At 65.4% G+C, this 24,997-nt stretch carries 18 protein-coding genes, 5 pseudogenes and 1 other annotated feature; of the genes and pseudogenes, 13 read left to right on the top strand and 10 right to left on the bottom strand.

Features of this window, described 5'->3' with window-relative positions:
• The first annotated feature begins 19 nt into the window (after window positions 1-19).
• Window positions 20-75 (top strand) — a sequence feature (sul1 is cis-regulatory element that is thought to sense ions involved in sulfur or methionine metabolism; They are found in Alphaproteobacteria).
• Window positions 76-142: 67 nt separating this feature from the next.
• Window positions 143-1,626: pseudogene (locus HK436_RS19925) on the top strand (SulP family inorganic anion transporter).
• Between the two features lie 70 nt (window positions 1,627-1,696).
• Window positions 1,697-2,548, top strand: a complete 852-nt coding sequence (locus tag HK436_RS19920) for a universal stress protein (protein ID WP_173192536.1) — start codon at window positions 1,697-1,699, stop codon at window positions 2,546-2,548.
• Between the two features lie 6 nt (window positions 2,549-2,554).
• On the opposite strand, the gene HK436_RS19915 is transcribed toward HK436_RS19920, so the two are convergent.
• Entirely contained in the window at window positions 2,555-2,824 is a 270-nt protein-coding gene (locus HK436_RS19915) for a hypothetical protein (protein WP_173192534.1), read from the bottom strand.
• A gap of 183 nt (window positions 2,825-3,007) precedes the next feature.
• Between HK436_RS19915 and ypfJ the strand changes: the two are divergent.
• A pseudogene (gene ypfJ, locus HK436_RS19910) lies at window positions 3,008-3,915 on the top strand (KPN_02809 family neutral zinc metallopeptidase).
• 23 nt (window positions 3,916-3,938) lie between these two features.
• Here ypfJ and HK436_RS19905 read toward each other — a convergent pair.
• The gene (locus HK436_RS19905; RefSeq protein ID WP_173192532.1) at window positions 3,939-4,502 is read right to left on the bottom strand and encodes a hemerythrin domain-containing protein; all 564 of its coding nucleotides are present in this window, start codon (window positions 4,500-4,502) and stop codon (window positions 3,939-3,941) included.
• Window positions 4,503-4,719: 217 nt separating this feature from the next.
• On the opposite strand from HK436_RS19905, the gene HK436_RS19900 reads away from it, so the two are divergent.
• Window positions 4,720-5,223, top strand: coding sequence for a DUF2937 family protein (locus HK436_RS19900; protein WP_244649262.1), 504 nt, complete (start codon window positions 4,720-4,722; stop codon window positions 5,221-5,223).
• A 6-nt stretch (window positions 5,224-5,229) separates the two neighbouring features.
• Here the strand turns inward: HK436_RS19900 and carA are convergent, their stop codons facing one another.
• Complete coding sequence (gene carA, locus HK436_RS19895) at window positions 5,230-6,450, bottom strand: glutamine-hydrolyzing carbamoyl-phosphate synthase small subunit (protein ID WP_173192530.1); 1,221 nt, start codon at window positions 6,448-6,450, stop codon at window positions 5,230-5,232.
• A gap of 188 nt (window positions 6,451-6,638) precedes the next feature.
• On the opposite strand from carA, the gene HK436_RS19890 reads away from it, so the two are divergent.
• A complete protein-coding gene (locus tag HK436_RS19890; protein ID WP_173192523.1) occupies window positions 6,639-7,088 on the top strand; it encodes a GatB/YqeY domain-containing protein in 450 nt (149 codons plus the stop codon).
• Window positions 7,089-7,117: 29 nt separating this feature from the next.
• Here the strand turns inward: HK436_RS19890 and HK436_RS19885 are convergent, their stop codons facing one another.
• Entirely contained in the window at window positions 7,118-7,732 is a 615-nt protein-coding gene (locus HK436_RS19885) for a TetR/AcrR family transcriptional regulator (protein WP_173192522.1), read from the bottom strand.
• A 93-nt stretch (window positions 7,733-7,825) separates the two neighbouring features.
• Here HK436_RS19885 and HK436_RS19880 point away from each other — a divergent pair, with 93 nt between their 5' ends.
• Window positions 7,826-11,008: a bifunctional cytochrome P450/NADPH--P450 reductase gene (locus tag HK436_RS19880; protein WP_173192521.1), complete on the top strand. Its 3,183-nt coding sequence runs from the start codon at window positions 7,826-7,828 to the stop codon at window positions 11,006-11,008.
• A gap of 116 nt (window positions 11,009-11,124) precedes the next feature.
• Here HK436_RS19880 and HK436_RS34120 read toward each other — a convergent pair whose 3' ends face one another.
• From HK436_RS34120 to HK436_RS19865, 3 genes and pseudogenes are all read right to left on the bottom strand, one after another.
• Window positions 11,125-11,466, bottom strand: a complete 342-nt coding sequence (locus tag HK436_RS34120) for an ACT domain-containing protein (RefSeq protein ID WP_244649260.1) — start codon at window positions 11,464-11,466, stop codon at window positions 11,125-11,127.
• A gap of 80 nt (window positions 11,467-11,546) precedes the next feature.
• Complete coding sequence (locus HK436_RS19870) at window positions 11,547-13,211, bottom strand: Na/Pi cotransporter family protein (protein ID WP_173192520.1); 1,665 nt, start codon at window positions 13,209-13,211, stop codon at window positions 11,547-11,549.
• A gap of 152 nt (window positions 13,212-13,363) precedes the next feature.
• Window positions 13,364-14,026: pseudogene (locus tag HK436_RS19865) on the bottom strand (putative bifunctional diguanylate cyclase/phosphodiesterase); the annotation flags it as partial.
• Window positions 14,027-14,421: 395 nt separating this feature from the next.
• On the opposite strand from HK436_RS19865, the pseudogene dnaG reads away from it, so the two are divergent.
• The 4 genes and pseudogenes from dnaG to rpoD all read left to right on the top strand — a co-directional run bounded on the left by dnaG (window position 14,422) and on the right by rpoD (window position 19,707).
• A pseudogene (gene dnaG / locus HK436_RS19860) lies at window positions 14,422-16,358 on the top strand (DNA primase).
• A gap of 138 nt (window positions 16,359-16,496) precedes the next feature.
• Entirely contained in the window at window positions 16,497-16,757 is a 261-nt protein-coding gene (locus tag HK436_RS31580; RefSeq protein ID WP_244649064.1) for a class I SAM-dependent methyltransferase, read from the top strand.
• Window positions 16,742-17,254 carry a class I SAM-dependent methyltransferase gene (locus tag HK436_RS19855; protein WP_244649062.1) on the top strand — a complete coding sequence of 171 codons (513 nt, stop codon included), beginning with the start codon at window positions 16,742-16,744 and terminating at the stop codon, window positions 17,252-17,254. The genes HK436_RS31580 and HK436_RS19855 overlap by 16 nt, the downstream gene beginning before the upstream one ends.
• A 428-nt stretch (window positions 17,255-17,682) precedes the next feature.
• The gene (gene rpoD, locus HK436_RS19850; RefSeq protein WP_173192519.1) at window positions 17,683-19,707 is read left to right on the top strand and encodes an RNA polymerase sigma factor RpoD; all 2,025 of its coding nucleotides are present in this window, start codon (window positions 17,683-17,685) and stop codon (window positions 19,705-19,707) included.
• Between the two features lie 46 nt (window positions 19,708-19,753).
• Here the strand turns inward: rpoD and HK436_RS19845 are convergent, their stop codons facing one another.
• Entirely contained in the window at window positions 19,754-20,689 is a 936-nt protein-coding gene (locus HK436_RS19845) for a LysR family transcriptional regulator (protein ID WP_173192518.1), read from the bottom strand.
• Between the two features lie 103 nt (window positions 20,690-20,792).
• On the opposite strand from HK436_RS19845, the gene HK436_RS19840 reads away from it, so the two are divergent.
• Window positions 20,793-21,356, top strand: coding sequence for a GNAT family N-acetyltransferase (locus HK436_RS19840; protein WP_173192517.1), 564 nt, complete (start codon window positions 20,793-20,795; stop codon window positions 21,354-21,356).
• Between the two features lie 9 nt (window positions 21,357-21,365).
• Here HK436_RS19840 and HK436_RS19835 read toward each other — a convergent pair.
• Window positions 21,366-21,967 (bottom strand): annotated as a pseudogene (locus tag HK436_RS19835) (TetR/AcrR family transcriptional regulator).
• 71 nt (window positions 21,968-22,038) lie between these two features.
• On the opposite strand from HK436_RS19835, the gene HK436_RS19830 reads away from it, so the two are divergent.
• Window positions 22,039-22,464, top strand: a complete 426-nt coding sequence (locus HK436_RS19830; RefSeq protein WP_173192516.1) for a VOC family protein — start codon at window positions 22,039-22,041, stop codon at window positions 22,462-22,464.
• Between the two features lie 3 nt (window positions 22,465-22,467).
• Here HK436_RS19830 and HK436_RS19825 read toward each other — a convergent pair whose 3' ends face one another.
• On the bottom strand, window positions 22,468-23,676 hold the full coding sequence (locus tag HK436_RS19825) for a citrate synthase family protein (RefSeq protein WP_173192515.1): 1,209 nt from the start codon (window positions 23,674-23,676) through the stop codon (window positions 22,468-22,470).
• 75 nt (window positions 23,677-23,751) lie between these two features.
• Between HK436_RS19825 and HK436_RS19820 the strand changes: the two genes are divergently transcribed.
• On the top strand, window positions 23,752-24,840 hold the full coding sequence (locus HK436_RS19820; RefSeq protein WP_173192513.1) for a citrate synthase/methylcitrate synthase: 1,089 nt from the start codon (window positions 23,752-23,754) through the stop codon (window positions 24,838-24,840).
• Window positions 24,841-24,997: the final 157 nt, after the last annotated feature.

Genomic DNA, 24,997 nt, shown 5'->3' with positions numbered 1-24,997 from the left:
TAAGACCACCCCCATCCCGTCAGGACCCGGTGAAAGTCCGGGTGGCTCTTCCGGCCGCCAATCCGCCGGACAACGAACACGCCTGAAACGCCATGCGACCCGCCCGGGCCGACCGTCAGGCTTTCGATACTGCTGGAAATTCATGAAATCCTTGTCCGCCTACCGCGCGCAGTGGTTCGGCAACGTGCGCGGCGATCTTCTCGCCGGCCTCGTCGTTGCCCTTGCGCTCATTCCCGAGGCCATCGCCTTCTCGATCATCGCCGGGGTCGACCCGAAGGTCGGGCTCTACGCCTCGTTCTCTATCGCCGTGCTGATCGCCTTCGTGGGCGGCAGGCCGGGCATGATCTCGGCCGCGACGGCGGCAACCGCCGTGCTGATGGTGACGCTGGTGCGTGATCACGGGCTGCAATACCTGCTGGCCGCCACGGTGCTTGCGGGCCTGCTGCAGATCGGCGCGGGCTTCCTCAAGCTCGGCTACGTGATGCGCTTCGTTTCGCGCTCGGTGATGACCGGCTTCGTCAACGCGCTGGCAATCCTGATCTTCATGGCGCAGCTTCCCGAGCTGATCGGCGTGCCGTGGCTGACCTATGTCATGGTCGCGGCGGGATTGGCGATCATCTATCTCTTTCCACGCCTCACCAAGGCCGTTCCGTCGCCGCTGGTGTGCATCGTCGTGCTGACGACGGTTGCCATTGCCTTCGGCTTCGACGTTCGCACCGTGGGCGACATGGGCGAACTGCCTTCGACGCTGCCGGTATTCCTGATCCCGGACATTCCGCTGACGCTGGAAACGCTGCTCATCATCCTGCCCTATTCGGCGGCAGTGGCGGTGGTGGGCCTGCTGGAATCGCTGATGACGGCACAGATCGTCGACGACCTGACCGACACGCCGTCCGACCGCAACCAGGAGTGCATCGGACAGGGCATCGCCAATACGGCGACCGCCTTTATCGGCGGCATGGCAGGCTGCGCCATGATCGGCCAGTCGATCATCAACGTGAAGTCCGGCGGGCGCGGGCGGCTGTCGACTTTGCCGCCGGCATGCTGCTGCTGTTCATGATCCTGGTTCTCGGCGACCTCGTCAGCCAGATCCCCATGGCCGCGCTGGTCGCGATCATGATCATGGTGTCGATCGGCACCTTCTCGTGGTCGTCGATCAGGAACCTGCGGGATCATCCGCGCTCGTCATCCATCGTCATGCTGGCGACGGTGGTCGGCGTCATCTTCACGCATAATCTCGCCATCGGCGTGCTGATCGGCGTGCTTCTGTCGGGCATCTTCTTTGCCTGGAAGATCGCGCAGCTCTTCGCCGTTTCCTCGACGCTCAGCGCGGACGGCCGGCACCGCACCTACACGGTCGAAGGCCAGCTCTTCTTTGCCTCGGCGGAGGACTTCATGGCGGCCTTCGATTTCAGGGAGACGCTGGAGAAGGTCACCATCGACGTCTCGCGCGCCCATATCTGGGACATTTCCAGCGTCGCCGCGCTCGACATGGCGGTGCTGAAGTTTCGGCGCGACGGCGCGGAGGTGGAGATCGTCGGCATGAACCTGGCGAGCGAAACGATCGTCGACCGCCTTGCCATCCACGACAAGCCTGGCGCGCTCGACAAGCTCATGGCGCATTGATGATGGCTTATCTTGCACCGTTTGCGACGTTTCGACTTCGCGGCTTAACCTGCACGGCAGGGAGGACACAATGACCGACAAACTCATCGCGCTGGTGGACGGTTCGACCTATTCCAGAAGCGTTTGCGAATACGCAGGCTGGATCGCGGGCCGCACCGGGGCGCCGGTGGAACTGCTGCACGTGCTCGGACGTCGCGAGACCGCGAGCTCCGACCTGTCGGGCTCAATCGCGCTTGGCGCCCGTACCGCGTTGCTGGAGGAACTTTCGACGCTGGACGAACAGCGTGCGCGCCTGGCGCAGAAGCGTGGCCGGGCGATCCTCGAGGATGCCGAGGCCGCCCTGAAGCAAGCCGGCGTCGAGACGGTGAGCGCGCGGTTGCGCAATGGCGATCTGCTTGAGGCCGTTGCGGAGGCCGAAGTCGACGCGCGCGGCATCGTGATCGGCAAGCGGGGCGAGGCGGCGGATTTCGCCAAGCTGCATCTCGGCTCCAACATGGAGCGGATCGCGCGCGCGTCCAAGAAGCCGGTCTTCGTTGCCGCGCGTACATTCAGGCCGGTTCGCAAGGTCCTGATCGCCTATGATGGTGGGCAGAGCGCGATGAAGGCCGTGGACCATGTGGCGCGCTCGCCGCTTTTCGCAGGTCTGGACATCCGGCTTCTGATGGCGGGCACCGAGAGCGTGGAGGCGCGGCGGGCCCTGGAGGGCGCGCAGGCGACGCTGAAGGCCGGAGGGCACGAGACAGCCGCCAAGCTGGTGCCCGGACAGCCCGACAAGGTCATTTCAGAGACGGTGGAACGCGACGGGATCGACCTGCTGGTCATGGGCGCCTATGGCCATTCCCGCATCCGCTCGCTGTTCATCGGCTCCACCACGACGGAGATGATCCGGTCGTGCAAGATCCCGGTGCTGCTGTTCAGGTAGCGGCGTTCAGCGCGTGACCGGCAGGGCGCCGCGGCGCGGCACACCGCCGGGCCACGCATAAAGGCGGGCTTCCGGCAATGGCGGGGCCAGCGTGCAGACGATGCGGGCCTCCGCACGCGACTGGACGCCGAGGGGGCTTGCGCCCCAGCCCTGCTGGTTCTGCATGCCACCGCGCATGGCGTGCGTGAGGTAGCCTCGCCCGACGCGGAAGAACAGATCGAGGTTCTTCTGCGCGGCGAGTTCGATCAGCGGTGCGAGAGGCGCGGGCGTGGTCATGCTGGGCCGGTTTTCTGGATGCCTGCACGACGCTAACCGCCCTGATTTAACGCTTCATTAACGCTGACACGTGCTGCGGGCGATGCGAGAAAGCGGATGACCCGGTGCAACGCTTTCGCTAGTTTGCAGTTGTATTGCGCTTGGCCGAGTGGGCACAGGCCGGGACTTTGCGAGGAGCAGACCATGCGTTGGAGAGGCCGTCGGCAGAGCAGCAATGTCGAGGACCGTCGCGGACAGAGCGGCGCACCCGGCGGTTTCGGGCGTAGCGGCAGGCCGATGCAGATCCCGATCGGCCGGGGCGTCGGCGGGGGTGGGCTTTCCGGTATCGTTATCCTGGTTGTGCTGTTCTTCGTGCTGCGCGCATGCGGCATCGACCCGCTGCAGATCCTGGAGGGCGGCAGCGGGCCGGCCAATCCCCAGATCACGCAAGACGAGGCGCCGGGCAGCCAGCCGAGCGATGCGGAGGCTCAGTTCGTCTCGGTGGTGCTCGCCGAGACCGAAGATGTCTGGAACGGCATCTTCCAGGCTGAAGGCCAGACCTATACCGAGCCGCGCATGGTGCTGTTCACCGATCAGGTGCGTTCGGCATGCGGTTTTGCTTCCGCGGCGTCCGGCCCATTCTACTGCCCGGGGACTCGCGGGTCTATATCGACCTCGGCTTCTTCCGCGAACTGTCGCAGCGCTTCGGTGCGTCAGGGGACTTCGCACAGGCCTATGTGATCGCGCACGAGGTCGGCCATCACGTGCAGAACCTGATCGGCGTGCTGCCGGAATTCAACAGGCAGCGCCAGACCATGGGACAGGCCGAGGCCAACCGCATGTCGATGCGGGTTGAGTTGCAGGCCGACTGCTTCGCCGGCATCTGGGCGCATTTCACCGCGCAGAAGGGCCTGCTCGAGGACGGCGATATCGAGGAAGCCATGAACGCGGCGCACCAGATCGGCGACGACACGCTGCAGCGGCGCACGCAGGGCTATGTCGTGCCCGAGAGCTTCAACCACGGCACGTCGGAGCAGCGCGCGACCTGGTTCGCCAACGGCCTGCGCAACGGCCGGCTTGCGGACTGCGATACGTTCAACAACCCGATCTGACGCGCCTTTACCGACGTGTCAGGTCAGATGTCGATCTCGTAGTAGCCGAGCGCTTCCTCGAGTTCTTCCTGCTCGTAGCCGAAGTGGGAGACGACGACGCGTTCCAGCGTCTCGAACGATCTGCGCAGGCTGGCAAAGGTTTCCGGGCCGGGTTCGCTCCTCGCGGCTCGGGCTGCGGCCTCCATGCGCTCTATCAGGTGATGGATGACCTCGTGCTCGGCGGCGAGGCGCTCGACCACCTTGCGCAGACCGTCATTGTCCTGCGCCGCAAGCGCCGGAAACAGCATCCGATCCTCGGCGGTGTGGTGGAAGGTGAGCATGCGGCACTCCTGACCGCAGAGACTGCCGAAGACCCGGTAGTTGTGGCTCATCTGCATGTCCGACAGCGCTTCGCCGAGCGCGTCCACCTGCATTTCGCCGGCCGTGACATGCTCCATGACCTGCCGCACTTCGGCCATCTGGCGCAGGTGCATTGCGTGGATCATGGCGAGCCGGCGGCCCTGCATGCGCTGCGGCTCGGTGAGGCCCTCGATCCTGGGCGCCTTCGGCCGTGTCGCGTCGTCGAGAAGATCGATGGTGAAACTCATGGGTAAGGGCATTCCTGCGGTGGGAAGTCGGTTCGAACGAGGGCGGTATCTTTTGGTAACCGCCTCCTAGATAGGCTGTCGTGACGTTTACGCAAGACGGCACCTTTACGTCACCCGGTCACCTCGATGAAACCATGGCTATGGCAGGGACGTTGGAGAGGGTCTTTGGGTGCGCCGCGGTGGCGGCGGGATAGCGGGAGGAAGGCTGGTGGCGATCATGCGCAGAACGGCAGTCATGGCGGGCGGGATCGCCGTGGCGCTTGCGGCGGGCCAGGCACCGGAGTTCGCGCAACAGTACAGGCAGCGGCTGGGAGGCGCGATCGAGGAGATGCAGGCCGTGGTCGCGCGCTTCGACGAGGATGCGGTGCGCAGCGGACTGAGCCGCGAGGAGGCGCTGGCGCTGTACAGCGAATCCGCGGAGACGTTCTTCCGCGACCGTGGCATCAGCATGCGCGAGGCGGTGGCGCGCTATGAAAGCCTTGCCGAGCAGGTGGAGCGCATGGGCGCGATGCCGCCGATCGCGCGGCCGCTGGCGCTGACTCGCGGATACGACGAAAGGCTCGTGCGGGGCGCGTGGCGCGACTTCGAGCCGGCGCTGCCGATCACGCCGCACGGGCTGGCCTGGGCGGCAGCGGGGTTCGGGATCGGCGCGCTGATGACGATGGCTCTGGCGCGCCTGCTGGGTTTCGGCCGCAGGCGGCGGCGCGCCGGGGCCAGGTAGGCCCGACTAGCGCTCGGCGAGCGCGGGTTCGCCCTGGCGGGCCCGGATGAGGTTGGCGAAGCGGCGGAAGAGGTAGTGCGAATCCTGCGGGCCCGGCGAGGCTTCCGGGTGATGCTGCACGGAGAAGACCGGCTTGCCGGCAAGCGCGATGCCGCAGTTGGAATTGTCGAACAGCGAAATGTGAGTCTCTTCAACGCCTTCCGGCAGGGACTTCGAATCCACCGCGAAGCCGTGATTCATCGACACGATCTCGACCTTGCCGGTGGTGTGGTCCTTCACCGGGTGGTTCGCGCCGTGGTGGCCCTGGTGCATCTTGACCGTCTTGCCGCCAACGGCGAGCGCCAGCATCTGATGGCCGAGGCAGATGCCGAAGATGGGCAGGTCCGCTTCCAGAAGGTCCTTGATGACGGGCACGGCATAGTCACCGGTGGCGGCCGGATCGCCGGGGCCGTTGGACAGGAAGATGCCGTCCGGCTTCATCGCCAGAATGTCCTCGGCCTGGGTCTTTGCGGGCACTACGGTGACCTTGGCGCCGAGACCCGCCAGAAGGCGCAGGATGTTGCGCTTCACACCGTAGTCGATGGCGACGATGTGCATGGCGGGCTCGCCGGCCGTCTCGCTATAACCCTTGTTCCACTCCCAGGGCGTCTCGTTCCACACCGAGGACTGGCCGGAGGTGACGTCCTTCGCCAGGTCGAGGCCGACGAGGCCGGACCAGGCTTGCGCTTCCTTCGTGAGGGCCGCGACGTCGAAATTGCCGTCCGGCGCGTGGGCGATGACGGCGTTGGGCGCGCCCTTTTCACGGATCAGGGCCGTGAGCGCCCGCGTGTCGATGCCGCTCATGGCGATGATGCCGCGCCGCTTGAGCCAGTCGTTCAGGCCTTCTGCGGAGCGGTAGTTCGACGGTGCGGTGATGTCGGCCTTGAAGACCGCGCCGACGGCGCCGGCGCGCGCAGCCGGGTTCAGGTCCTCAATGTCCTCGCCATTGGCGCCGATATTGCCGATATGCGGGAAGGTGAAGGTGACGATCTGGCCGGCATAGGACGGATCGGTGAGGATTTCTTGGTAGCCGGTGAGCGCGGTGTTGAAGCAGACCTCGGCAACGACGTGGCCGGTCGCGCCCAGTCCGAAGCCTTCGATCACCGTGCCGTCGGCGAGCACCAGAAGTGCGGTGGGCTTCCTCTGCGCCCAGGGCGCGCTCGTGCTCGCGTCGTTCTTGTCGACCATCGCCGTTCTCCGTTCCTGAGAGACCGCGCTTGCAATCATCCCGTCGGCGGGACATATCGCGCAGACTGCAGCCTGGCGGGGACCTTCTGGCCTTCGCCGCGTTATAGATAGTATGGTCCGGTCCATAGGCGAAGGCCTTGGCGCGGTCAATGATCGGCAACGCACGCCGGCGAAACAAAGGAACAGTCATGCGCGACACAATCGCCCAGGCATTGAGGGATGCGCAGAAAAGCCAGGACAGGATCCGCGTCGCGACGCTGCGGCTGATCACTGCTGCGATCCAGGACAGGGACATCGCCAATCGCGGCGTCGGCAAGGAGCGGGTCAGCGATGACGAGATTCTCCAGATCCTGACCAAGATGGTCAAGCAGCGCGAGGAATCGGCCAAGGCGTTCGCCGATGGCGGGCGTCCGGAACTGGCGGCCGCGGAGCGCGCCGAGATCGAGATCGTCAAGGAATTCCTGCCGCGCCAGATAGGCGAGGACGAGCTGCGGCGCATCTGCGCGGACGTGATCGCCGAGACGGGGGCGGCCAGCCTGCGCGACATGGGCGCGGTGATGGCCGTGCTGAAAGAGCGTTATCCGGGCCGGATCGACTTTTCGCGCGCCAGCGCCATCGTCAAGGAATTGCTGGCCTAGGCTGGCACGCGCCGGCAGGCTTCGTCCTCTCAACCGATCCGTGTGACCATGGCGGGCGTGAGGCCCGCTATGCGATGGGCCATCTGCTCGGCGTTTTCGGGCGCCGGTTCGCCCCGAAGCCAGCGGATGGTCAGCCACATGACGCCGCCTGCTGTGACGGCGATGAGGTCTTCGGTCTCGGCCCCTCCCTCCCGCGCGGCGATCTCGAAGACGTCCGGCAACATGCGGCCGGAGACGAAGGATACGATCTCCTCGAAGAAGGCGACGTTTCCCGCACCGTCGAGGATGCGCAGATAGAAGACTCGGTGCTCGCACAGGTGACGCAGAACCGGCTCGACGTGGCCGACGATATGCGTGCGCAAGGCTTGCGGGGTCAGCGTCCCCAGATCGGACAGCGGCTCAGGCGGCGGGAATGCCGCCTCCAGTCTTGCTAGGCCGGCCACTCTTGCCGCAGCCGGCACGTCGGCGAAGTGCTGGTAAAAGGTGGGGCGGGTGACGCCGGCGGCCTCAACGACCCGCGTTATCGAGATTTCAGCAAGCGAATGCGCCTCGATGAGGCTGGTGACCGCGTCGAGGATCGCCGAGAGGCTGCGCCTGTAACGGGGGTCGTCTTCCCGCGCTTTTCTGTTTTTGACATCCGCCACTTTACAAGCCCCTGCCTGCTTACTATTTTACGTTTGTAATTTAGTTGTCTGCCGGCTGACCGTCAAGCGCCGGCTTTTTCCAGAGGTGCTTTCATGCCCGCAACGAACCATGTACCGCAACCGCCGCTGAAGCCGATCATCGGTAACCTGACCGAGCTGGATGCGCAGAACCCTGTCCAAAGCCTCATGGGGCTTGCCAGGACGTACGGCCCCTTCTTCAAGCTGAAGATCCTCGATCGCGAGATGTATGTGGCGAGTTCGCAGGAACTCGTGAATGAGCTGTGCGACGAGACGCGTTTCAACAAGCGCGTGCACGCGCCGCTGGAGGAAATCCGCGCCTTTGCCGGCGATGGGCTGTTTACTGCCCATAGCGAAGAGCCGAACTGGGGCAAGGCGCATCGCATTCTGATGCCGGCATTCGGGCCGATCGGCGTGCGCTCGATGTTCGACAAGATGCTCGACATCGCCGACCAGATGTTCGTGCGGTGGGAGCGGTTCGGCCCCGACGCGGTGATCGACGTGCCCGACAACATGACGCGGCTGACGCTCGATACGATCGCGCTGTGCGCTTTCGACTATCGCTTCAACAGCTTCTACCAGAATGAGATGCACCCGTTCGTCGGGGCGATGGTGGGAGCGCTGGCTGAATCCGGCCAAAGGGCGCGCCGGCCAAAGCTGGTCAGCAACCTGATGCTTTCCACGGCGCGTCAGTACCAGGCCGATTCAGACCTGCTTCGCGGCGTCGCGCAGGACCTGATCGCGGAACGCAAGAGCGATCCGAAGGGAGCGGAAAAGGACGATCTTCTCAGCCGCATGCTCAACGGTGTCGACCCGGAAACGGGCGAGAAGCTCTCGGAGGAAAACATCGCCTATCAGATGATCACGTTCCTGATCGCCGGGCACGAGACGACCAGCGGGCTGCTTTCGTTCGCGACCTATCTGCTCCTGAAAAACCCCGAGGTGCTGCAGAAGGCGCGCGCCGTGGTCGACGAGGTGCTAGGCGACGAGGTGCCCCGCGTCGAACATCTGGCACAGCTTCGCTACATCGAGCAGGTGCTGATGGAGAGCCTGCGCATCTGGCCGACTGCCGCCGCCTTTGCGGTCAAGCCGCTGGAAGACACCGTCATTGCGGGCAAATACAACCTGACGACACGCGATACTGTGATGATCCTGGAGCCGATGCTGCACCGAGACCCGGCGGTGTGGGGCGAGGACGCGGAAGCATTCCGCCCCGAGCGGTTCGCGCCGGAAAATGCAGAGCAGCTTCCGCCGAACGCGTGGAAACCCTTTGGCACCGGCAAACGCGCCTGCATTGGCCGCCCATTCGCCATGCAGGAAGCGCAGCTTGTGCTTGCGATGATGCTGCAGCGGTTCGACTTCGTCTTCGACGACCCGGCCTACCAGCTCAAGATTCACGAGACGCTGACGATCAAGCCGGACAACCTGAAGATCCGCGCCAAAGCGCGCCGCTCGTCGCAGACGCTGACGCGCGGCAAGCCGCTGACCGCGCCGCAAAAGCCGCTCGCGGCTCCGGCAAAGGTTTCGCTGCCGGAGGGCGAAGCCGCGACACGACTGCTGGTGCTCTACGGGAGCAATACCGGCTCGTCCGAGGCGTTTGCCGGCAGGATCGCGGCGGACGCGGCCGCCAACGGGTTCGACGCCGTCGTCGCGCCGATGGACGACTATGCCAACAACCTGCCGACGGATGGCGCTCTGGTGGTGGTGACAGCGTCCTACGAAGGCCAGCCGCCGGACAATGCACGTCAGTTCGTCGCTTCGGTGGAAGACCTGAAGGCGGGGTCGCTGGACGGGCTCACCTTCGCTGTCTTCGGTTGCGGCAACCGCCAGTGGGCGCGCACCTATCAGGCGATCCCCAAGCGGGTGGATGCCGCACTTGAAAAGGCTGGCGCAAAGCGGGCCGGCGAGCGCGGCGAAGCGGATTCGGGCGGCGACTTCTTCGGCAGCTTCGATGCCTGGTATGCGGGGCTATGGCCGGCGCTGGGCGAGGCATTCGGGCGGACAATCGCGGTCGCGGAGCCAACCGCCACGCTCGAGCTCGAATTCGTGAAGGGCGGGCGCGAGAGCGCGCTGCGGCTAGGCGACCTCGAACAGGGCGTCGTCACCGAAAACCGGGAGCTGGTCGACATGACGGCGCCCGGCGCGCGCTCAAAGCGGCATATCGAATTCAGGCTGCCGGAAGGCATGACCTACCGCGCGGGCGACTATCTGGCCGTTCTGGCGCGCAACCCCGAGGCCGCCGTCGATCGCGTGCTGCGCCGGTTCGGGCTGGCGGCGGATACGATGGTCGTCATCAACCGTGCGCAGGGTGCGTCAGGTCTACCGGTGGGCCACCCCGTGAGCTGCGCGGAGCTTCTGTCGAACTATGTGGAACTGTCGCAGCCTGCAACGCGGGCGCAGGTCGGTGCGCTTGCCGCCGCCGCAACGCGTTGCCCGCCGGAGAAGGCAGAACTGGAGCGACTTGCCGGTGACGGATACGACGCAGACGTCCTTAGCCGGCGGTGCAGCGTCATCGACCTGCTCGACCGGTTCCAGTCGTGCCCGCTCACGTTCGAGGCCTATCTGCAGATGCTGCCGCCGATGAAGGCGCGGCAGTACTCGATCTCGTCGTCGCCCTTGTGGAAGCCCGATCATGTGACGCTGACGATCGCTGTGGTCGATGCGCCGGCTCTCTCGGGCGCCGGCCAGTACCGGGGCGTGGCGTCGTCCTACCTCGCATCGCTGCAAGCGGGCGACCGTGTTTCGATCGCGGTTCGACCCTCCAATGCGCGCTTCCACCCGCCGGCAGACCCGGCAAAGCCGATGGTGATGATCTGCGCCGGCTCCGGACTTGCGCCGTTCCGCGGCTTCCTGCAGGAGCGCGCGGCGCAGAAGGCCGGCGGGCAGGAGGTCGGCCCGGCTCTGCTGTTCTTCGGCACCAACCACGCCGATGTCGACTATCTCTATCGCGACGAGCTGTCGGACTGGGAGAGGGACGGGGTCGTCACCGTGCTGCCGGCGTTTTCGGAACAGCCTGACGGCGAGGTCACGTTCGTGCAGCATCGGGTCTGGACGGAGCGGCAGCGCGTGGAGGCGCTCTTCCGGCAGGACGCTACGGTCTTCGTCTGCGGCGACGGCAGGCACATGGCGCCCGCCGTGCGCGAAACGCTGATCCGCATCTACCGAGAGGCTTCAGGCGCGAGCGAGGCGCAGGCGGAAGACTGGGCCGACACGGTGGAGCGGGACCACGGGCGCTATGTGGCGGACGTTTTCGCCTGAACGAGGACGGCTTGGAGGGAGGCGGCGGCCATTCCGCCGCCTTCAACCGGGCAGCGCCCAGCATGCCGCCCCCTCTAACCCTGGATGGGCGATTGAGGCGGGCAGGGCCTTGATCCTTACTCCACAAAGACATGGCCGGCGCCCTCAAGAAAAGCCCGCGATTTGTCCCAGTTTCGCTCGGGAACGAGGATATGTTCCCCGTCGAAGGTGCAGACGACAAAGACGCCGACGCCCTGCGTGGACAGGGGTTGAATGAGCGAGAGCACGATTCCGGTCGCATCGAACGCGAACGGGCCGAGACTGCGAAAGCAGCGCCAGTTGCGGTCTGCGTCCACCTGATTCGGTATACGGTCCTGCGGGCAGACGATGGTAAGCTCGTCGTCGGCGCGGACTATCGCTGAAAAGCCGGCACCATTGGCCCAGTCCGGGATGGGGGCGTCGCCGGCGAGCCGGGCCAGACCGTAGATGCCTGGAACGACGCGCAGCTTTATTGAACGAGACGGAGCGTTCCGCTTCTTACCAATCGGGTCTATGCGCTCTACTCCGCTGCCTTGAGCCGGGTGCCGCCCAGCATGCCGCGCTCCTCGAGCACAGGATAGGCGATGGAGGCGAGCAGGGAGTTAATCTGCTTCAAGTCGCGGATCGTGTCGAGGTGGAGCGAACTCGTCTCGACGCTGCGCGGCGTTCCTTCGCGCAGACGCTCGAAGTGGCTGCGGCTGGTCGCGCGCTCGACATCGCGCAGCCGATCCTTCTCGCGCACGAGCTGCAGCGCGGTTTCGGTGTCGCGTGAGATCAGGACGTTGAAGGCGAGGCGGGCATTGGCAACTACCGCCGCATGCAGGTTCAACAATTCGCGCCAGCCTTCCGGCGTGAAGTTCAGGCCACGGTCCAGCTTCTTGCCGACATGTACGAGCATGTTGCGCACGATGATGTCGCCGACCTGCTCCAGCTTCACGCAGGCGCCAAGAAGCTCCTGCGTGCGCCGGGCCTCGTCGTCATTCATCTGGCCGGTGGTGATGCGCGCCAAATAGAGCTTGATCGCCGCGTGCCTGCGGTCCACCCGGTCGTCAAGCGCGGCAAGCGCCGCCATGCGCGCACGATCGGGCTCCTCGTAGAGCTCCATGATGTTCTTCAACATCACCTCGATGGTCTCGCATACGCCGACGACCGCGCGCGTAACATTGGCGAGCGCGCGCGACGGGGTGCCCAGCGCTTCGGGATCGAGCGCGTTCGTATCCTTGTCCTCGAACGAGACCGGAACCGGCGGCGCGGCATAGGCGAGCAGCCGCTCGATCGTGCGGGCGACGAGGCCAGCAAACGGAATGCCCGCAATCACGAGCGCCACGTTGAAGACAATGTGCGCGTGGACGATCTGCAACGGCACGCTCGCGCCCAGCAGTTCCAGCGGCGGGTGCAGCCAGACAATGCCGGCCAATGCCAGCAACGCGCCGATGGCCCGGATCGCGAGATTGCCGAGCGGCACGACGCGGCTGGGCGGCGACATGGTACGCGACAGCATCGCCGCGATCAGCCCGCCGCCGAGGTTTGCGCCGAGCACCATGACGATGCCGAGCTCGGCTGGCACGAGGCCGCGCGCGGCCAGTGCGACGATGAGCAGGATGAACGCGACGCTGGAATGGAAGAGCCAGGTCGCGACGGCCGCGATCAGGAACGCGGTGACGGGGTCGGCGGCGAGGTAGTTGACGACGACCGGCAGGATGCCGCTCTCACGCAGGGGTTCTGACGCCTCGCCGATGAGGCGCAGCGACAGGATCAGCAGGCCGACGCCGACCAGGATGCGCCCGAACTGGCGCCATGCGCGGCGCTCGGTGGCCAGAAAGATCGTCGTGCCGACGAAGAGCGCGATCGGCACGAGCAGTGACAGATCGAAAGACAGGAGCTTGACGACGAAGGCGGAGCCGAGGTCCGCGCCGAGCACGGCGACGAGGCCTGCGGCGCCCGTGACGATACCGGACCCGGCGAAGGAGCCGACCAGCAGGGAGACGGCGGTTGCGCTCTGGAATGCAATCGCCAGCGCACCGCCGGCCGCGACCGCGAGCAGCGGATTGCGCAACGTGCCGCGCAGCTTGCGGCGCAGGACGTCGCCATAGGCGCGTTCGACGCCGGTGCGGACCATGCGGGTGGCCCACAACAGCAGCGCAACGGCGCCTGCGAGATTGATAAGGACGACGGAGCCCGTCATCGCGAGTTGGCCGCGCGGCAGGCGCGGCCGGCTTGGTTCACATGTGAGGCCATGGCCTGCAAATCACCGGAAAGCGTTTTGGTTCCGACAATTATAGCTTAGCCGAATAAACTTTAAATGGCCTATTTCCGACGAATCACATCGGCTCCCGGCTAGGCTGCGGAGGGCGTTGCCATCTTGTCATCCTTCATGGAGGACAGCGGCGCCGGACGCCCGAGCAGATAACCCTGGCCGATCTGGCAGAACTCGCTTGCGAGGAATTTCAGCTCCTCCGTGGTCTCCACGCCTTCGGCCAGCACAGGCAGGCCGAGACCGCGCCCGATGCCCAGCACCGCCTTGACGATGGTGGCCGCCTGCCTGTTGGTGTCGACAGAGCGCACGAAGGAGCCGTCGATCTTGATCTTGTCGAAGGGGAACGCGCGCAGGTTGGAAAGGGACGATTAGCCGGTGCCGAAATCGTCCATCGCCACCATCACGCCCAGCGTCTTGAGCTGGCGCAGCGTGGCGAGGGCGCGGGTCATGTCGCGAACGAGGGCCGTCTCGGTGATCTCGATCTCGAGCCGCCGTGGAGGAAGGCCGGTTCTGAGCAGGATCTCGTGGACCTTGTGCGCAAATTCAGGGCTGTGAAGCTGCACTGCCGAGACGTTCACGGCGACGATGACGTGGCTGTCCCAGCTGGCCGCGTCGTTGCAGGCCGTTTCCAGGACCCATTCGCCGATCGGGACGATCGCGCCGCTTTCCTCCGCGACGGGCACGAAAACTGCCGGCGAGATGCTGCCTCTTTCGGGATGGTGCCAGCGAAGGAGCGCTTCGAAGGCGAAGCCGACCAGGGCAAGCACAACCGGCAGGCCGGCACGAATCGCGCGGACCGGCAAGTTCGCCAGGGTCGAAATACTCTGAAAGAAAACTGACAAAGCGCGTCTAAACGCGCCGCGTACCAGACGTAGCATTAACTGCCCCCCCCGTTCGGTATTCTTGTGCCCGGCGCACAAAATGCCGATTATTTGAGCAGCAGAAGCAGTATTGACCCGAGGGTAGGTGAGTCAAGGTACGCGCGCGAAACTATTTCGAGGCACGCGCAATGGTCGCAGCGACGCGGCGAGAGCAGAAGACGGTTGCCGGTCGGCTGTGAATACCGGGCAAGGCGGCGCGCGGCGTGTCGCTTTGCGGGGCGGGCTCGCCTATATGGGGTGATAAAAGAGTTCCGCCGATGCGCTTTTCGCCCTCATTCCTCGACGAGATACGCGACCGTGTGCCGATTTCATCGGTGATCGGCGCGCGCGTGACGTGGGACCGGCGCAAGACGAATGCCCAGCGCGGCGACTACTGGGCCTGCTGTCCGTTTCATGGCGAAAAGTCGCCATCGTTTCACTGCGAGGACAAAAAGGCCGCTACCACTGCTTCGGTTGCGGGGTATCGGGCGACCATTTCCGCTTCCTGACCGAGCTGGACGGCATGAGCTTTCCCGAGGCGGTCGAGCGGGTGGCGGAGATGGCAGGCGTGCCGATGCCGGCGCGCGACGAGCAGGCGGAACGCCGCGAGCGCGAGCGCACCACGCTGACCGACGTGATGGAGCTTGCGACGAAGTTCTTCCAGGAGCAGCTACAGTCCGCCAGCGGCGCGAAGGCACGCGCCTATCTGCGTGAGCGCGGCCTTTCGTCGGTGACGCAGCAGGCTTTCCGGATGGGCTACGCGCCCGACAGCCGCAATGCGCTCAAGGAGTTCCTGGCCGGCAAAGGCGCGAGCAGGGAGCAGATCGAGGCGTGCGGGCTGGTGGTGCACGGACCCGACATACCCGTTTCATACGACCGGTTCCGCGACCGCGTGATGTTCCCGATCGAGGACAGCCGCGGCAAGGTGATCGCCTTCGGCGGGCGGGCGCTTTCGGTCGACGTGCCGGCGAAATACCTCAACTCGAACGATACCGAGCTCTTCCACAAGGGCAACGTGCTCTACAATTTCGCCCGAGCGCGCAAGGCGCAGGTGAAGGCCGGCACGGTGATCGCCGTCGAGGGCTACATGGACGTGATCGCGCTGGCGCAGGCCGGCATCGAGAACGCGGTCGCGCCGCTCGGCACGGCGCTGACCGAAAACCAGCTAGAGCTGTTGTGGCGCATGACCGGCGAGCCGGTGTTGTGTTTCGACGGCGATCAGGCCGGGCTGAAGGCGGCGCACAGGGCGGCCGAACTGGCGCTGCCGCTGGTGCAGGCGGGGCGCACTTTGCGTTTTGCCCTTTTGCCGGAGGGGCAGGACCCTGACGATCTGGTGAAGGCCGGCGGGCCGGAAGCGTTTCGCGAGGTGCTGGCGCAGGCCCGGCCGCTTGCGGAGCTGCTGTGGCTGCGCGAGACGTCCGGCGGCGTGTTCGACACACCTGAACGCCGCGCCGAGCTCGAACGGACACTGCGCGATCTCACCAGCCGCATCCGCGACGAAAGCGTGCGGCGGCACTACCAGCAGGACATGCGCGAGCGGGTCCAGGCCTTCTTCGGAAGCAATCGCGGGCGTGACAGCCGCTTCGGCGGGCAGGAGCGCGGCGGCTACGGCGCAGGGCGCGGGCGGCCGGGGCAGGCTTCGGGCCGGCTTGCGGTGAGCGACAGCCTCGCGCGCTCGGCGCTCGTTCGCAGCAGCGGAGGGCCGCTACCGCTTCGCGACACGGCGATGCTGGTCGCGATGGTCAACCATCCGACATTGCTCGACGATTATTTCGATGCGTTCGAGCACATGAACCTGCAGCATCCCGACCTCAAGCGGCTGCATGCTGCACTGCTCGACGCGCTGGCCCACGGCGCGGCGCACGAGCGGTCGACGCTTGTCGCCGCGCTGGAACAGGCAGGGCTGAGCGGCACGTGGGATAACGCCGTCGCGCTGGTGCGCCGGGCGCGCCTGTGGCCGGCGCTGGAAGATGCCGCACTCGACGATGTGCGGGAAGCCTTCGGCCAGCTCGCCGCACTTCATTCGCGCACCCGCGAATTGCGCGAGCAACGTTCGAGCGTGGAAGCCGCACTCGCGGAAGCGGTGGAGGGCGGCGAAGAGCAGTCATGCCAGCATTTGCTGCACGTGCTGAACGCCATAAGCGCCGACATTGCCAACCTGGAGCGGCTGGAAGCGCTGATCGAGGGGTTCGGGGTTTCGTCCGGGCGGGTGTAGAGGCTGGTCTTCTCTGCGACCATGGCCGCGACTTAAGGCCAATTTGACGCACCGAAACACCGCAAGTCTGCTGGCACGTTCCAGCCGGCACCCCTATGACGTCGCCGTTGGGCAACCGCGCAATCTCGCAGGGACATCATGCATAATCGCTATGGGAAGCTCGCTTCGTGGGTCTACGATCTCGACAAGCCGGTGGGACGGTCCTTCGGCGATGTCGAGTATTATCTTCAGCGGCTTGCCGGATGCGATGGTCCTGTGCTGGAGCCCGCCGTCGGCAACGGACGGATTCTCGTGCCGCTGCTCGAAGCCGGTCTCGCCGTCGAGGGGTTCGACGCTTCTGAAGAGATGCTTTTTATTGTCGCCAGGTATGTGGCGCTCGCCACTTGCCGGCCAATCTGACACGCCAGACGTTCAATACATTCTCTTATGACAAGCGCTTTGCCGCCATCGTCGTGCCGGCCGGTTCATTCCAGCTTGTGACCGAGGTTGGAACCGCCCGGGCGGTGATCGCGCGGTTCCGCGACCATTTGCAGCCTGGCGGCAGACTTATCGTCGATCTCGACCCGGCTGGTGCATTTGTGGGGCCTGCAATGTCGGTACGAAGCTGGGAGACGGCCGATGGCGCCCTGCTTACGCTGACTGACCAACGCGTGGAAACCGATCATGTGGCGCAGGTGACGCTGTCTCATCTTCGCTATGAGTTGTGGCGCGAGGGCCGGCTCGTCGACACCGAACTGGATCTCTTCAGGCTGCGATGGTGGGGTGTCACGGAGTTCGGATTGGCGCTCGAGGCCGCTGGCTTCACGGATGTTACGGTCTCCGGCAACTACGCCTTCGGACGCGCACCGCGAGACGGAGACGACATTATCACCTTCGAGGCGCGCTGGCCCGGTTGACGCGAGCATCGTGCGGCCATCTCTTTCGTGAGCGCCCCTTGTCGAAACTTCGACGGCTCTCTACATAGGCGCAGCGAGGCGGATGGCTTCGCAGGATACCCTTGACCGCTTGACGGTTGGGGCAGGCTAAGGAGCATTTGATTCGCTTTTTTGCGCCGAATCAGCTCTAGCCGCTTGACCTTCCGCGTGAATGACGGAATCAGGACGATCGCAATCGTGACGGACGAGGTCTGGGCCTCGCTGGGGTAAAAGGATGCGGCTGCCGTTGGACGGCCGGGATATGCGCCTTATATGCCGTATAGCAGGGTTAATCGGGAATTAAGGCAAACGCAGCTATCGCGGTCTAGGCGCAAGTAGAAACCGATCTTGCCGCGCACGCAGGGGCTTTGACGCCTCGACGAAGCTTCTGCCGCTTGGAGAAAAACAATATGGCGACAAAAGAGAAGGAAGAGGTCGAAACCGAACGCGAGGGCACGACCGACGGTCCCCTGCTCGACCTTTCCGACGACGCTGTCAAGAAGATGATCAAGGTCGCCAAGAAGCGCGGCTATGTCACGATGGACGAGCTCAATGCCGTCCTGCCCTCCGAAGAGGTCACGTCCGAACAGATCGAAGACACGATGGCGATGCTGTCCGACATGGGCATCAACGTGGTCGAGGACGACGAGGCGGGCGAGGAAGCGGACAACAACAACAACTCCGACGCCGAGGAAGACGCCAACGAGCTGGCCGAGCAGACCGGCACGGCCGTTGCCGCGACGCCGGCCAAGAAGGAGCCGACCGACCGCACCGACGACCCAGTGCGCATGTATCTGCGCGAGATGGGTTCGGTTGAGCTGCTGTCGCGCGAGGGCGAAATCGCCATCGCCAAGCGCATCGAGGCCGGCCGCGAGACGATGATCGCGGGCCTGTGCGAGAGCCCGCTGACCTTCCAGGCCATCATCATCTGGCGCGACGAGCTTAACGAAGGCAAGATCCTGCTGCGCGAGATCATCGATCTCGAGGCGACCTATGCCGGGCCCGAGGCCAAGCAGGCGCCCACGGTCGAGCGCGTCGAGGAAGACGACAAGCCCAAGGCCGACGAAGCCCGCGGCGGACGCCGTGGCCGCGAAGACGACGACATCACCAATGTCGGCGGCGAGAGCCGCGCCGAGGAAGAGGACGACGAGGAAGACGAGGCCAACCTGTCGCTCGCCGCGATGGAGGCCGAGCTGCGCCCGCAGGTGATGGAGACGCTCGACGTCATCGCATCCACCTACAAGCGGCTGCGCAAGCTTCAGGACCAGCAGGTCGAGGCGCGTCTTGCCGCCGCCGGCGCGCTGTCTTCCAGCCAGGAGCGTTCCTACAAGAAGCTCAAGGAAGAGCTGATCACGGCGGTGAAGTCGCTGTCGCTCAACCAGGCGCGCATCGAGGCGCTGGTCGAGCAGCTTTACGACATCAACAAGCGACTGGTGCAGAACGAAGGCAAGCTGCTGCGCCTGGCCGAAAGCTACGGCGTGCGCCGCGAGGATTTCCTGAAGGAATATCAGGGCACCGAGCTCGACCCGAACTGGATGAAGGCGATCGCCAACCTGTCCAGCCGCGGCTGGAAGGAATTCTACCAGAACGAAAAAGAGACCATCAAGGAAATCCGCTCGGAGATCCAGAACCTGGCCACTGAGACGGCGATCTCGATCCTCGAGTTCCGCAAGATCGTGAACCAGGTGCAGAAGGGCGAGCGCGAGGCAGCCATCGCCAAGAAGGAGATGGTCGAGGCAAACCTGCGCCTCGTGATTTCCATCGCCAAGAAGTACACGAACCGCGGCCTGCAGTTCCTCGACCTGATCCAGGAAGGCAATATCGGCCTGATGAAGGCGGTGGACAAGTTCGAGTATCGCCGCGGCTACAAGTTCTCCACCTATGCGACGTGGTGGATCCGGCAGGCGATCACCCGGTCGATCGCCGACCAGGCGCGCACGATCCGCATTCCGGTGCACATGATCGAGACGATCAACAAGATCGTGCGCACCTCGCGCCAGATGCTGCACGAGATCGGCCGCGAGCCGACGCCGGAAGAGCTCGCCGAAAAGCTGGCGATGCCGCTGGAAAAGGTGCGCAAGGTTCTCAAGATCGCCAAGGAGCCGATCTCGCTCGAAACGCCGGTCGGCGACGAGGAAGACTCGCACCTCGGCGATTTCATCGAGGACAAGATGGCGATCCTGCCGATCGACGCTGCGATCCAGGCGAACCTGCGCGAGACGACCACGCGCGTGCTCGCCTCGCTGACGCCGCGCGAGGAGCGCGTGCTGCGCATGCGCTTCGGCATCGGCATGAACACCGACCACACGCTGGAGGAAGTTGGCCAGCAGTTCTCGGTGACGCGCGAGCGTATCCGCCAGATCGAGGCCAAGGCGCTGCGCAAGCTCAAGCATCCGAGCCGCTCGCGCAAGCTGAGAAGCTTCCTCGACAGTTGAGTCCGGAAGCAAGCTCAAGCGTTTGAAGCTAAATCGAAAAACCCGGCTACACGCCGGGTTTTTCTTTGTCCGATGAAGTGGGCCGAGAGGCGGGAGCATCCGGCGCCAGCCGCTCCAGCGCGCGCAGCATTTCCCTGATGCCGCGGGTGAGCGGCTTGTCGCGTCGCACGACGCTCGCCAGGGTACGGTGCAGTGGCGGTGATAGAGGCGAATGCGGGGCTGCGCCTTTTCGTTTCTGCGCGCCGAGCGACGATGCCGGCAGGATCGAACAGCCGAGGCCGGCCGCCACCAGTTCCTTGATCGCCTCGACGCTGCCGAGCGACATCGCCGGCTTGAACTGGATGCCGGCGGCGGCAAACCATTGATCGACGATACGGCGCGTGTTGCCGCCCGGTTCGAAGAGCAGCAACGGCATTTCCGCCAGTGCGGCAGGGGTCGCAGGATCGGGCAACGCGGTGCGCGGCGGGGCGATTGCCACGAATTCTTCCTCCATGATCGGCTGTATTTCGAGAATGCGGCCCGATGCCGGCATTGTGACCAGAGCGATGTCGAGCGTGTTTTCCTCGACGGCCCGGACGATTTCAGCCGTGTTGCCGGTGCTGACGGTGATTTCGAGATCAGGAAAGCGCTCGCGCAGTTCGCGCAACAGCGGCGGCAGGAGGAAGATGCAGGCGGTCGCGCCGGTGCCGAGCCTCACGAGGCCCATCGTGCCGGATGCATAGCGCCCGACAGCGTCAAGTGTGGCCGCGACCTCGCCTTCGATCCTTCCGGCATGGTGTAGAAGTTCCGCGCCTGCGGGCGTGGGGCGTGTGCCGCGTCCGACCCGTTCGATGAGCCTGACGCCAAGCCGCTTTTCGAGCTGACGGATCTGCAGGCTGACGGCCGGTTGCGTCAGGCCCAGCCGGGTAGCCGCCGCCGAAAAGCCCCCGTGCTCCACGACGGCAACGAAGGTGCGCAGATAGTCGAGATTGAGGCCTCTCATACCAAAGAAAATCTCATATGAATCATCAATAGGCAAATCTTTCCTTATTCGAAATCATCGCGCATGATGGCGGGCATGCAACGTCGAGCGAGCAGGTGAAGCCATGGCTGATGCGGGTGCCCCCAGGACAAGCGTAACCGTTCGCGATGCGGGCGAGGCCGACATGGCGGCGATCCGGGCGATCTACGCGCATCATGTGCTGCATGGGCTGGCGACCTTCGAGGAAGTGCCGCCGGCGGTCGAGGAGATGCTGGCGCGGCGCGCGGCCGTGTTTGCAGCGGGGCTTCCGTATCTTGCCGCCGAACTCGATGGGCAGGTGGTCGGTTACGCCTATGCCACGGCTTACAGGCCGCGGCCGGCCTACCGGTTCTCGATCGAGGATTCCGTCTATGTCGCCGACGGGCTTGCGGGAAAGGGTATCGGCAGCGCGTTGCTGGGCGAGCTGATTGCGCGCTGCGAAAAGGGGCCGTGGCGGCAGATGCTCGCGGTAATCGGCAACAGCGGCAACGAGGGCTCGATTGCGCTGCACAGGCGCATGGGATTTGCCCATGCCGGCACGTTCACCTCGGTGGGCTTCAAGCTCGGCCGGTGGGTCGATACCGTGCTGATGCAGCGATCGCTGGGTGCGGGCGACACAACGCTGCCTTCAGCACCGAACGCAGGGTAGCCCGGGAAGTCAGCTCTTTGCGGCCACCAGCGCATCGATGACGGCGGCCAGCGCCTTGCGGTGATCTTCCGGCGGGGCGCCTGCCTCGATGGCGAGTGCGGCGCGGTCGAACATCGCGCCGAGCTGGGCGGCCAGCGCATCAAGTGGGAGGGCGGGCAGATCACCGGCCTGCATGGCTGCTTCCAGCCCCACCTTGAGGGTGCGGTTGGCGTGGCGGGCATCGATCTCGTCCATCGCCGCGCGGCCCAGTACGGCCGGCCCATCGAGCAGCAGGAGCCGGGTGCGGCCGGGAACAGCCATCGCTTCAAGAAACGTCTCGCCGCCGCGCACAGCGCATCGCGTGCCGAAAGGGCTCCGGGGGCCGCGCGGTCGATCTCTTGAGCCACAGCTTGTGACTCGGCTTCGACAACGGCGCGCAGCAGGGCCTGCTTGTCGGCAAAGTGGTGATAGAGCGCGCCGCGCGTGACGCCGGCGGCGGCCACGATCTCCGGCGTGCCGGTCTCCGCATAGGATTTTTCGACGAACAGTTTTCGTGCCGCATCGAGCAGCGCGGCGCGGGTGGCTTCCGTGCGTTCGCGGTTGGAGCGGCGCGGCGAATTTGCTTCTTGCATACATGCAGCCTGTATGTTAGTTAAATAGATACATGCAGATTGTATGTTAATGGCAAGCGAAAGGGAAGACCATGAAAGCGACCAGCTATTATCCCGTCATCATGACCGGCGACGTTGCCGGCACGACTGCGTTCTATGTCCAGCATTTCGGGTTCACGGTGATGTTCGAAAGCGAGTGGTACGTGCATCTGACATCGAGCGAGGACGAGACGATCAACCTCGCGATCCTCGACGGCAGCCACGAGACGATCCCCGAGCAGGGCAGGGGCCGCGTGTCGGGCCTGTTGCTCAACTTCGAGGTCGAGGACGTGGATACCGTGCACGACCGGCTGGTCGCCGCCGGGCTGCCGGTGCTGCGTTCGCTGCGCGACGAGGATTTCGGCCAGCGCCACTTCATCACCGCCGACCCGAACGGCGTGCTGATCGACATCATCAAGCCGATCCCGCCAAACGCAGAATACGCAGCGCAGTATGCGGAGGAGGCGCTGCCGGTCTGACGTCTAGCCGGTGGAGTGAGATCGTCCCGGCTCCGGGCCCACATAGCGGGCGCGGGGCCGGATGAGCGTGCCGGTCTCCAGTTGTTCGATGCCGTGCGCGACCCAGCCGGCCGTGCGGGCGACGGCGAAGATCGCCATTTCGTGTCCGACAGGCATGCCGAACATGTGCATCATTACCGCTAGCGCGTAGTCGATGTTGGGATGCAGGCCTGTCGCCTCGGTGACGAGCGCCGGAGCCTCGGCTGCCAGCCGCCTGTCGGCGCCGGCCTTGACCAGCGCGCGCAGCAGTACATCCGCGCGCGGGTCGCCATCCGCATAGACGCTATGGCCGAAGCCGGGGATCGTTTCGCCCAGTTCCACACGGTCTGCCACCCTTTCGGCGATGTCGCCCTCGGCAAGCTCCGTCACGAAACGGGCCGCAAGCGGGCCGGCGCCGCCGTGGCGCGGACCCTTCAGCGCGACAAGGCCGGCAATCAGGGCGTCGTGGAGGCTGAGGCCGGTGGAGACGGCGCTGCGCACGGTCCAGGTGGAGGCGTTTAGTTCATGGTCCGCAAGAAGCACGAGCGCGCGGCGCACCAGCTCGCCGGCGCGGGGCTCTCCCGGCATCCACGCCTCGGCCAGTTGCAGGTGCAGCGGACGCGGCGATGGATCCGTGCCGAGGATCGCCGCTGCGACGAGGCGCATGACGCGCGCGCCGGCGGCCATGCGGCCTTCGGGCGAGCGGTTGTGGGCGCGGGGATCGGCATCGCAGGCCAGCGACAGGGCGGCAATGGCGCGCGGCAGCGGCTTGGCGCCCAAGGCCGCCTTCATGACTGCCTGCATCTCCGCGCTGACCACCGGCATGTTTCCGGCCTCGAACGGGTCGGCACCGCGCGCGTCCCACAGGATCTGCGCCGTCTGCTCCAGCGTGGCTGTATCGGACAGGGCGACTGCAGGCACGCCGCGATAGATCGGGCCAGCCTCGGTGATCGTTGACACGGAAGAATCGAGCACGGGCATCGCCGCTTCGCCCTGGGTCGTTGGCGAAGCGTTGCGGCGCGCGCGCAGGGCGCGGATGTCGTCGGCGCGATAGCGGCGGCTTCTGCTGTCGCCAACCGCCTCGGAGCGGATCAGGCCGCGGCTGACATAGGCGTAGAGGGTCGCGGGCGTAACCGAGAGCTCGGCAGCGGCTTCGCGGGCGGTGAGATAAGCGGGCGTCGGCGCATTTTTCATATTGATCAAGCTAATCAATATTGATCAATGATGAAAGGGGCATCACCTTGTTGCAATGCAGCAGGAGACAGATCGATGACCATTCACACCAAATCGGCAGCAGGACTCGACGGGGTTGCGGCGGCAGTGACCGCACTTTCCCATGTCGATGGCGAGCACGGCGAGCTGATCGTTGCCGGCACGCGTATCGGCGACCTCGCCGAGCGGACAGACTTCGAAGGTCTTGTCGCGCGGCTGTGGGGCGCTGCTTCGGCCAAGCCCGTGGATGAGACGGACGTGCGGCGCTGGCTGGGCGAGGCCAGGGTTGCCGCCTTTGCACGGATGAAAACGGTCCTGCCGGTGACCGATGGCGTGCCGACGATCGAGGCGTTTCGCATCGGCGTCGCGGGAATTTCACCGGCCGACGGCGTGCCGCTGGAGGCAGCCATCGTCGGCGCGATGCCGGTGATTGCCGCATGCCTCGTGCGCCAGGCGCAGGGCGAGGCACCGGTCGAGCCTGAGCCGTCGATGGGACACGCGGCGGACCTTCTGCGGATGATGCGGGGCGAGGTTGCGTCGGACGACGAGGCGAAGGCGCTCGATGCCTATCTGGTGACGGTGGCCGACCATGGCATGAACGCCTCCACCTTCGCCGCGCGGGTGGTCGCTTCCACGCAGGCCGACCTCGCGATGTCGGTGCTGGCCGGCTACTGCGCGCTGACGGGGCCGCTGCACGGCGGGGCTCCCGAACCGGTGCTCGACATGCTCGATACCATCGCAACGTCCGATCGGATCGGCGAATGGATCGATGCCGCCCTTGCGCGCGGCGAGCGGCTGATGGGCTTCGGCCATCGTATCTACAAGGTGCGCGACCCCCGGGCCGATGTGCTGAAGCAGGCTGTGGAGCGCCTTGGCGGGCGCGGAACCGACCTTGGTTTCGCGGCCGAGGTGGAGGCCTATGCACGCCGGGCACTGGAGATCGCCAAGCCGGACCGCCGGCTCGACACCAATGTCGAGTTCTATACGGCGATCCTTCTCGACGCTCTGGGCATTCCGCGGCGCGCTTTCACGCCGGTGTTCGCGGTGGGCCGCAGCGCGGGCTGGACGGCGCACGCCATCGAACAGCAGCGCACGGGCAGGTTGCTGAGGCCGACCGCGATCTATACCGGAGCGATGCCGAAGTAGGCATTGCCAACCTTAACGGCGCGCAGGCCGATCACGTTGGACCTATCTCGTCCAGCGAGGAGATTGCAGAAACGGTGTTGTCAGGATGATCTTGTTGCGGGGTCTGGCCGACTTGCGCCAGTGCCCCGCCGCTGGTTGACTGGCCTCGGGAAAAGCC

Origin of the sequence: Neoaquamicrobium sediminum (assembly GCF_013240295.1) — a bacterium.
GTDB classification, from domain to species: Bacteria; Pseudomonadota; Alphaproteobacteria; order Rhizobiales; family Rhizobiaceae; genus Aerobium; species Aerobium sediminum.
The sequence above is the reverse complement of the archived record's forward strand: the minus strand, read 5'-3'. Positions and strand labels throughout refer to the sequence as shown.

Excerpts from the sequence above, each read along its gene's own strand:
- HK436_RS19890 (WP_173192523.1), top strand. The coding sequence starts at position 6,639 with ATGCGCGACACAATCGCCCAGGCATTGAGGGATGCGCAGAAAAGCCAG.
- HK436_RS19820 (WP_173192513.1), top strand. The coding sequence starts at position 23,752 with ATGACCATTCACACCAAATCGGCAGCAGGACTCGACGGGGTTGCGGCG.
- HK436_RS19880 (WP_173192521.1), top strand. The coding sequence starts at position 7,826 with ATGCCCGCAACGAACCATGTACCGCAACCGCCGCTGAAGCCGATCATC.
- HK436_RS31580 (WP_244649064.1), top strand. The coding sequence starts at position 16,497 with ATGCATAATCGCTATGGGAAGCTCGCTTCGTGGGTCTACGATCTCGAC.
- rpoD (WP_173192519.1), top strand. The coding sequence starts at position 17,683 with ATGGCGACAAAAGAGAAGGAAGAGGTCGAAACCGAACGCGAGGGCACG.
- HK436_RS19830 (WP_173192516.1), top strand. The coding sequence starts at position 22,039 with ATGAAAGCGACCAGCTATTATCCCGTCATCATGACCGGCGACGTTGCC.
- HK436_RS19825 (WP_173192515.1), bottom strand. The coding sequence starts at position 23,676 with ATGAAAAATGCGCCGACGCCCGCTTATCTCACCGCCCGCGAAGCCGCT.
- HK436_RS19900 (WP_244649262.1), top strand. The coding sequence starts at position 4,720 with ATGCGCAGAACGGCAGTCATGGCGGGCGGGATCGCCGTGGCGCTTGCG.
- HK436_RS19915 (WP_173192534.1), bottom strand. The coding sequence starts at position 2,824 with ATGACCACGCCCGCGCCTCTCGCACCGCTGATCGAACTCGCCGCGCAG.
- HK436_RS19905 (WP_173192532.1), bottom strand. The coding sequence starts at position 4,502 with ATGAGTTTCACCATCGATCTTCTCGACGACGCGACACGGCCGAAGGCG.
- HK436_RS19920 (WP_173192536.1), top strand. The coding sequence starts at position 1,697 with ATGACCGACAAACTCATCGCGCTGGTGGACGGTTCGACCTATTCCAGA.
- HK436_RS19840 (WP_173192517.1), top strand. The coding sequence starts at position 20,793 with ATGGCTGATGCGGGTGCCCCCAGGACAAGCGTAACCGTTCGCGATGCG.
- carA (WP_173192530.1), bottom strand. The coding sequence starts at position 6,450 with ATGGTCGACAAGAACGACGCGAGCACGAGCGCGCCCTGGGCGCAGAGG.
- HK436_RS19870 (WP_173192520.1), bottom strand. The coding sequence starts at position 13,211 with ATGACGGGCTCCGTCGTCCTTATCAATCTCGCAGGCGCCGTTGCGCTG.
- HK436_RS19845 (WP_173192518.1), bottom strand. The coding sequence starts at position 20,689 with ATGAGAGGCCTCAATCTCGACTATCTGCGCACCTTCGTTGCCGTCGTG.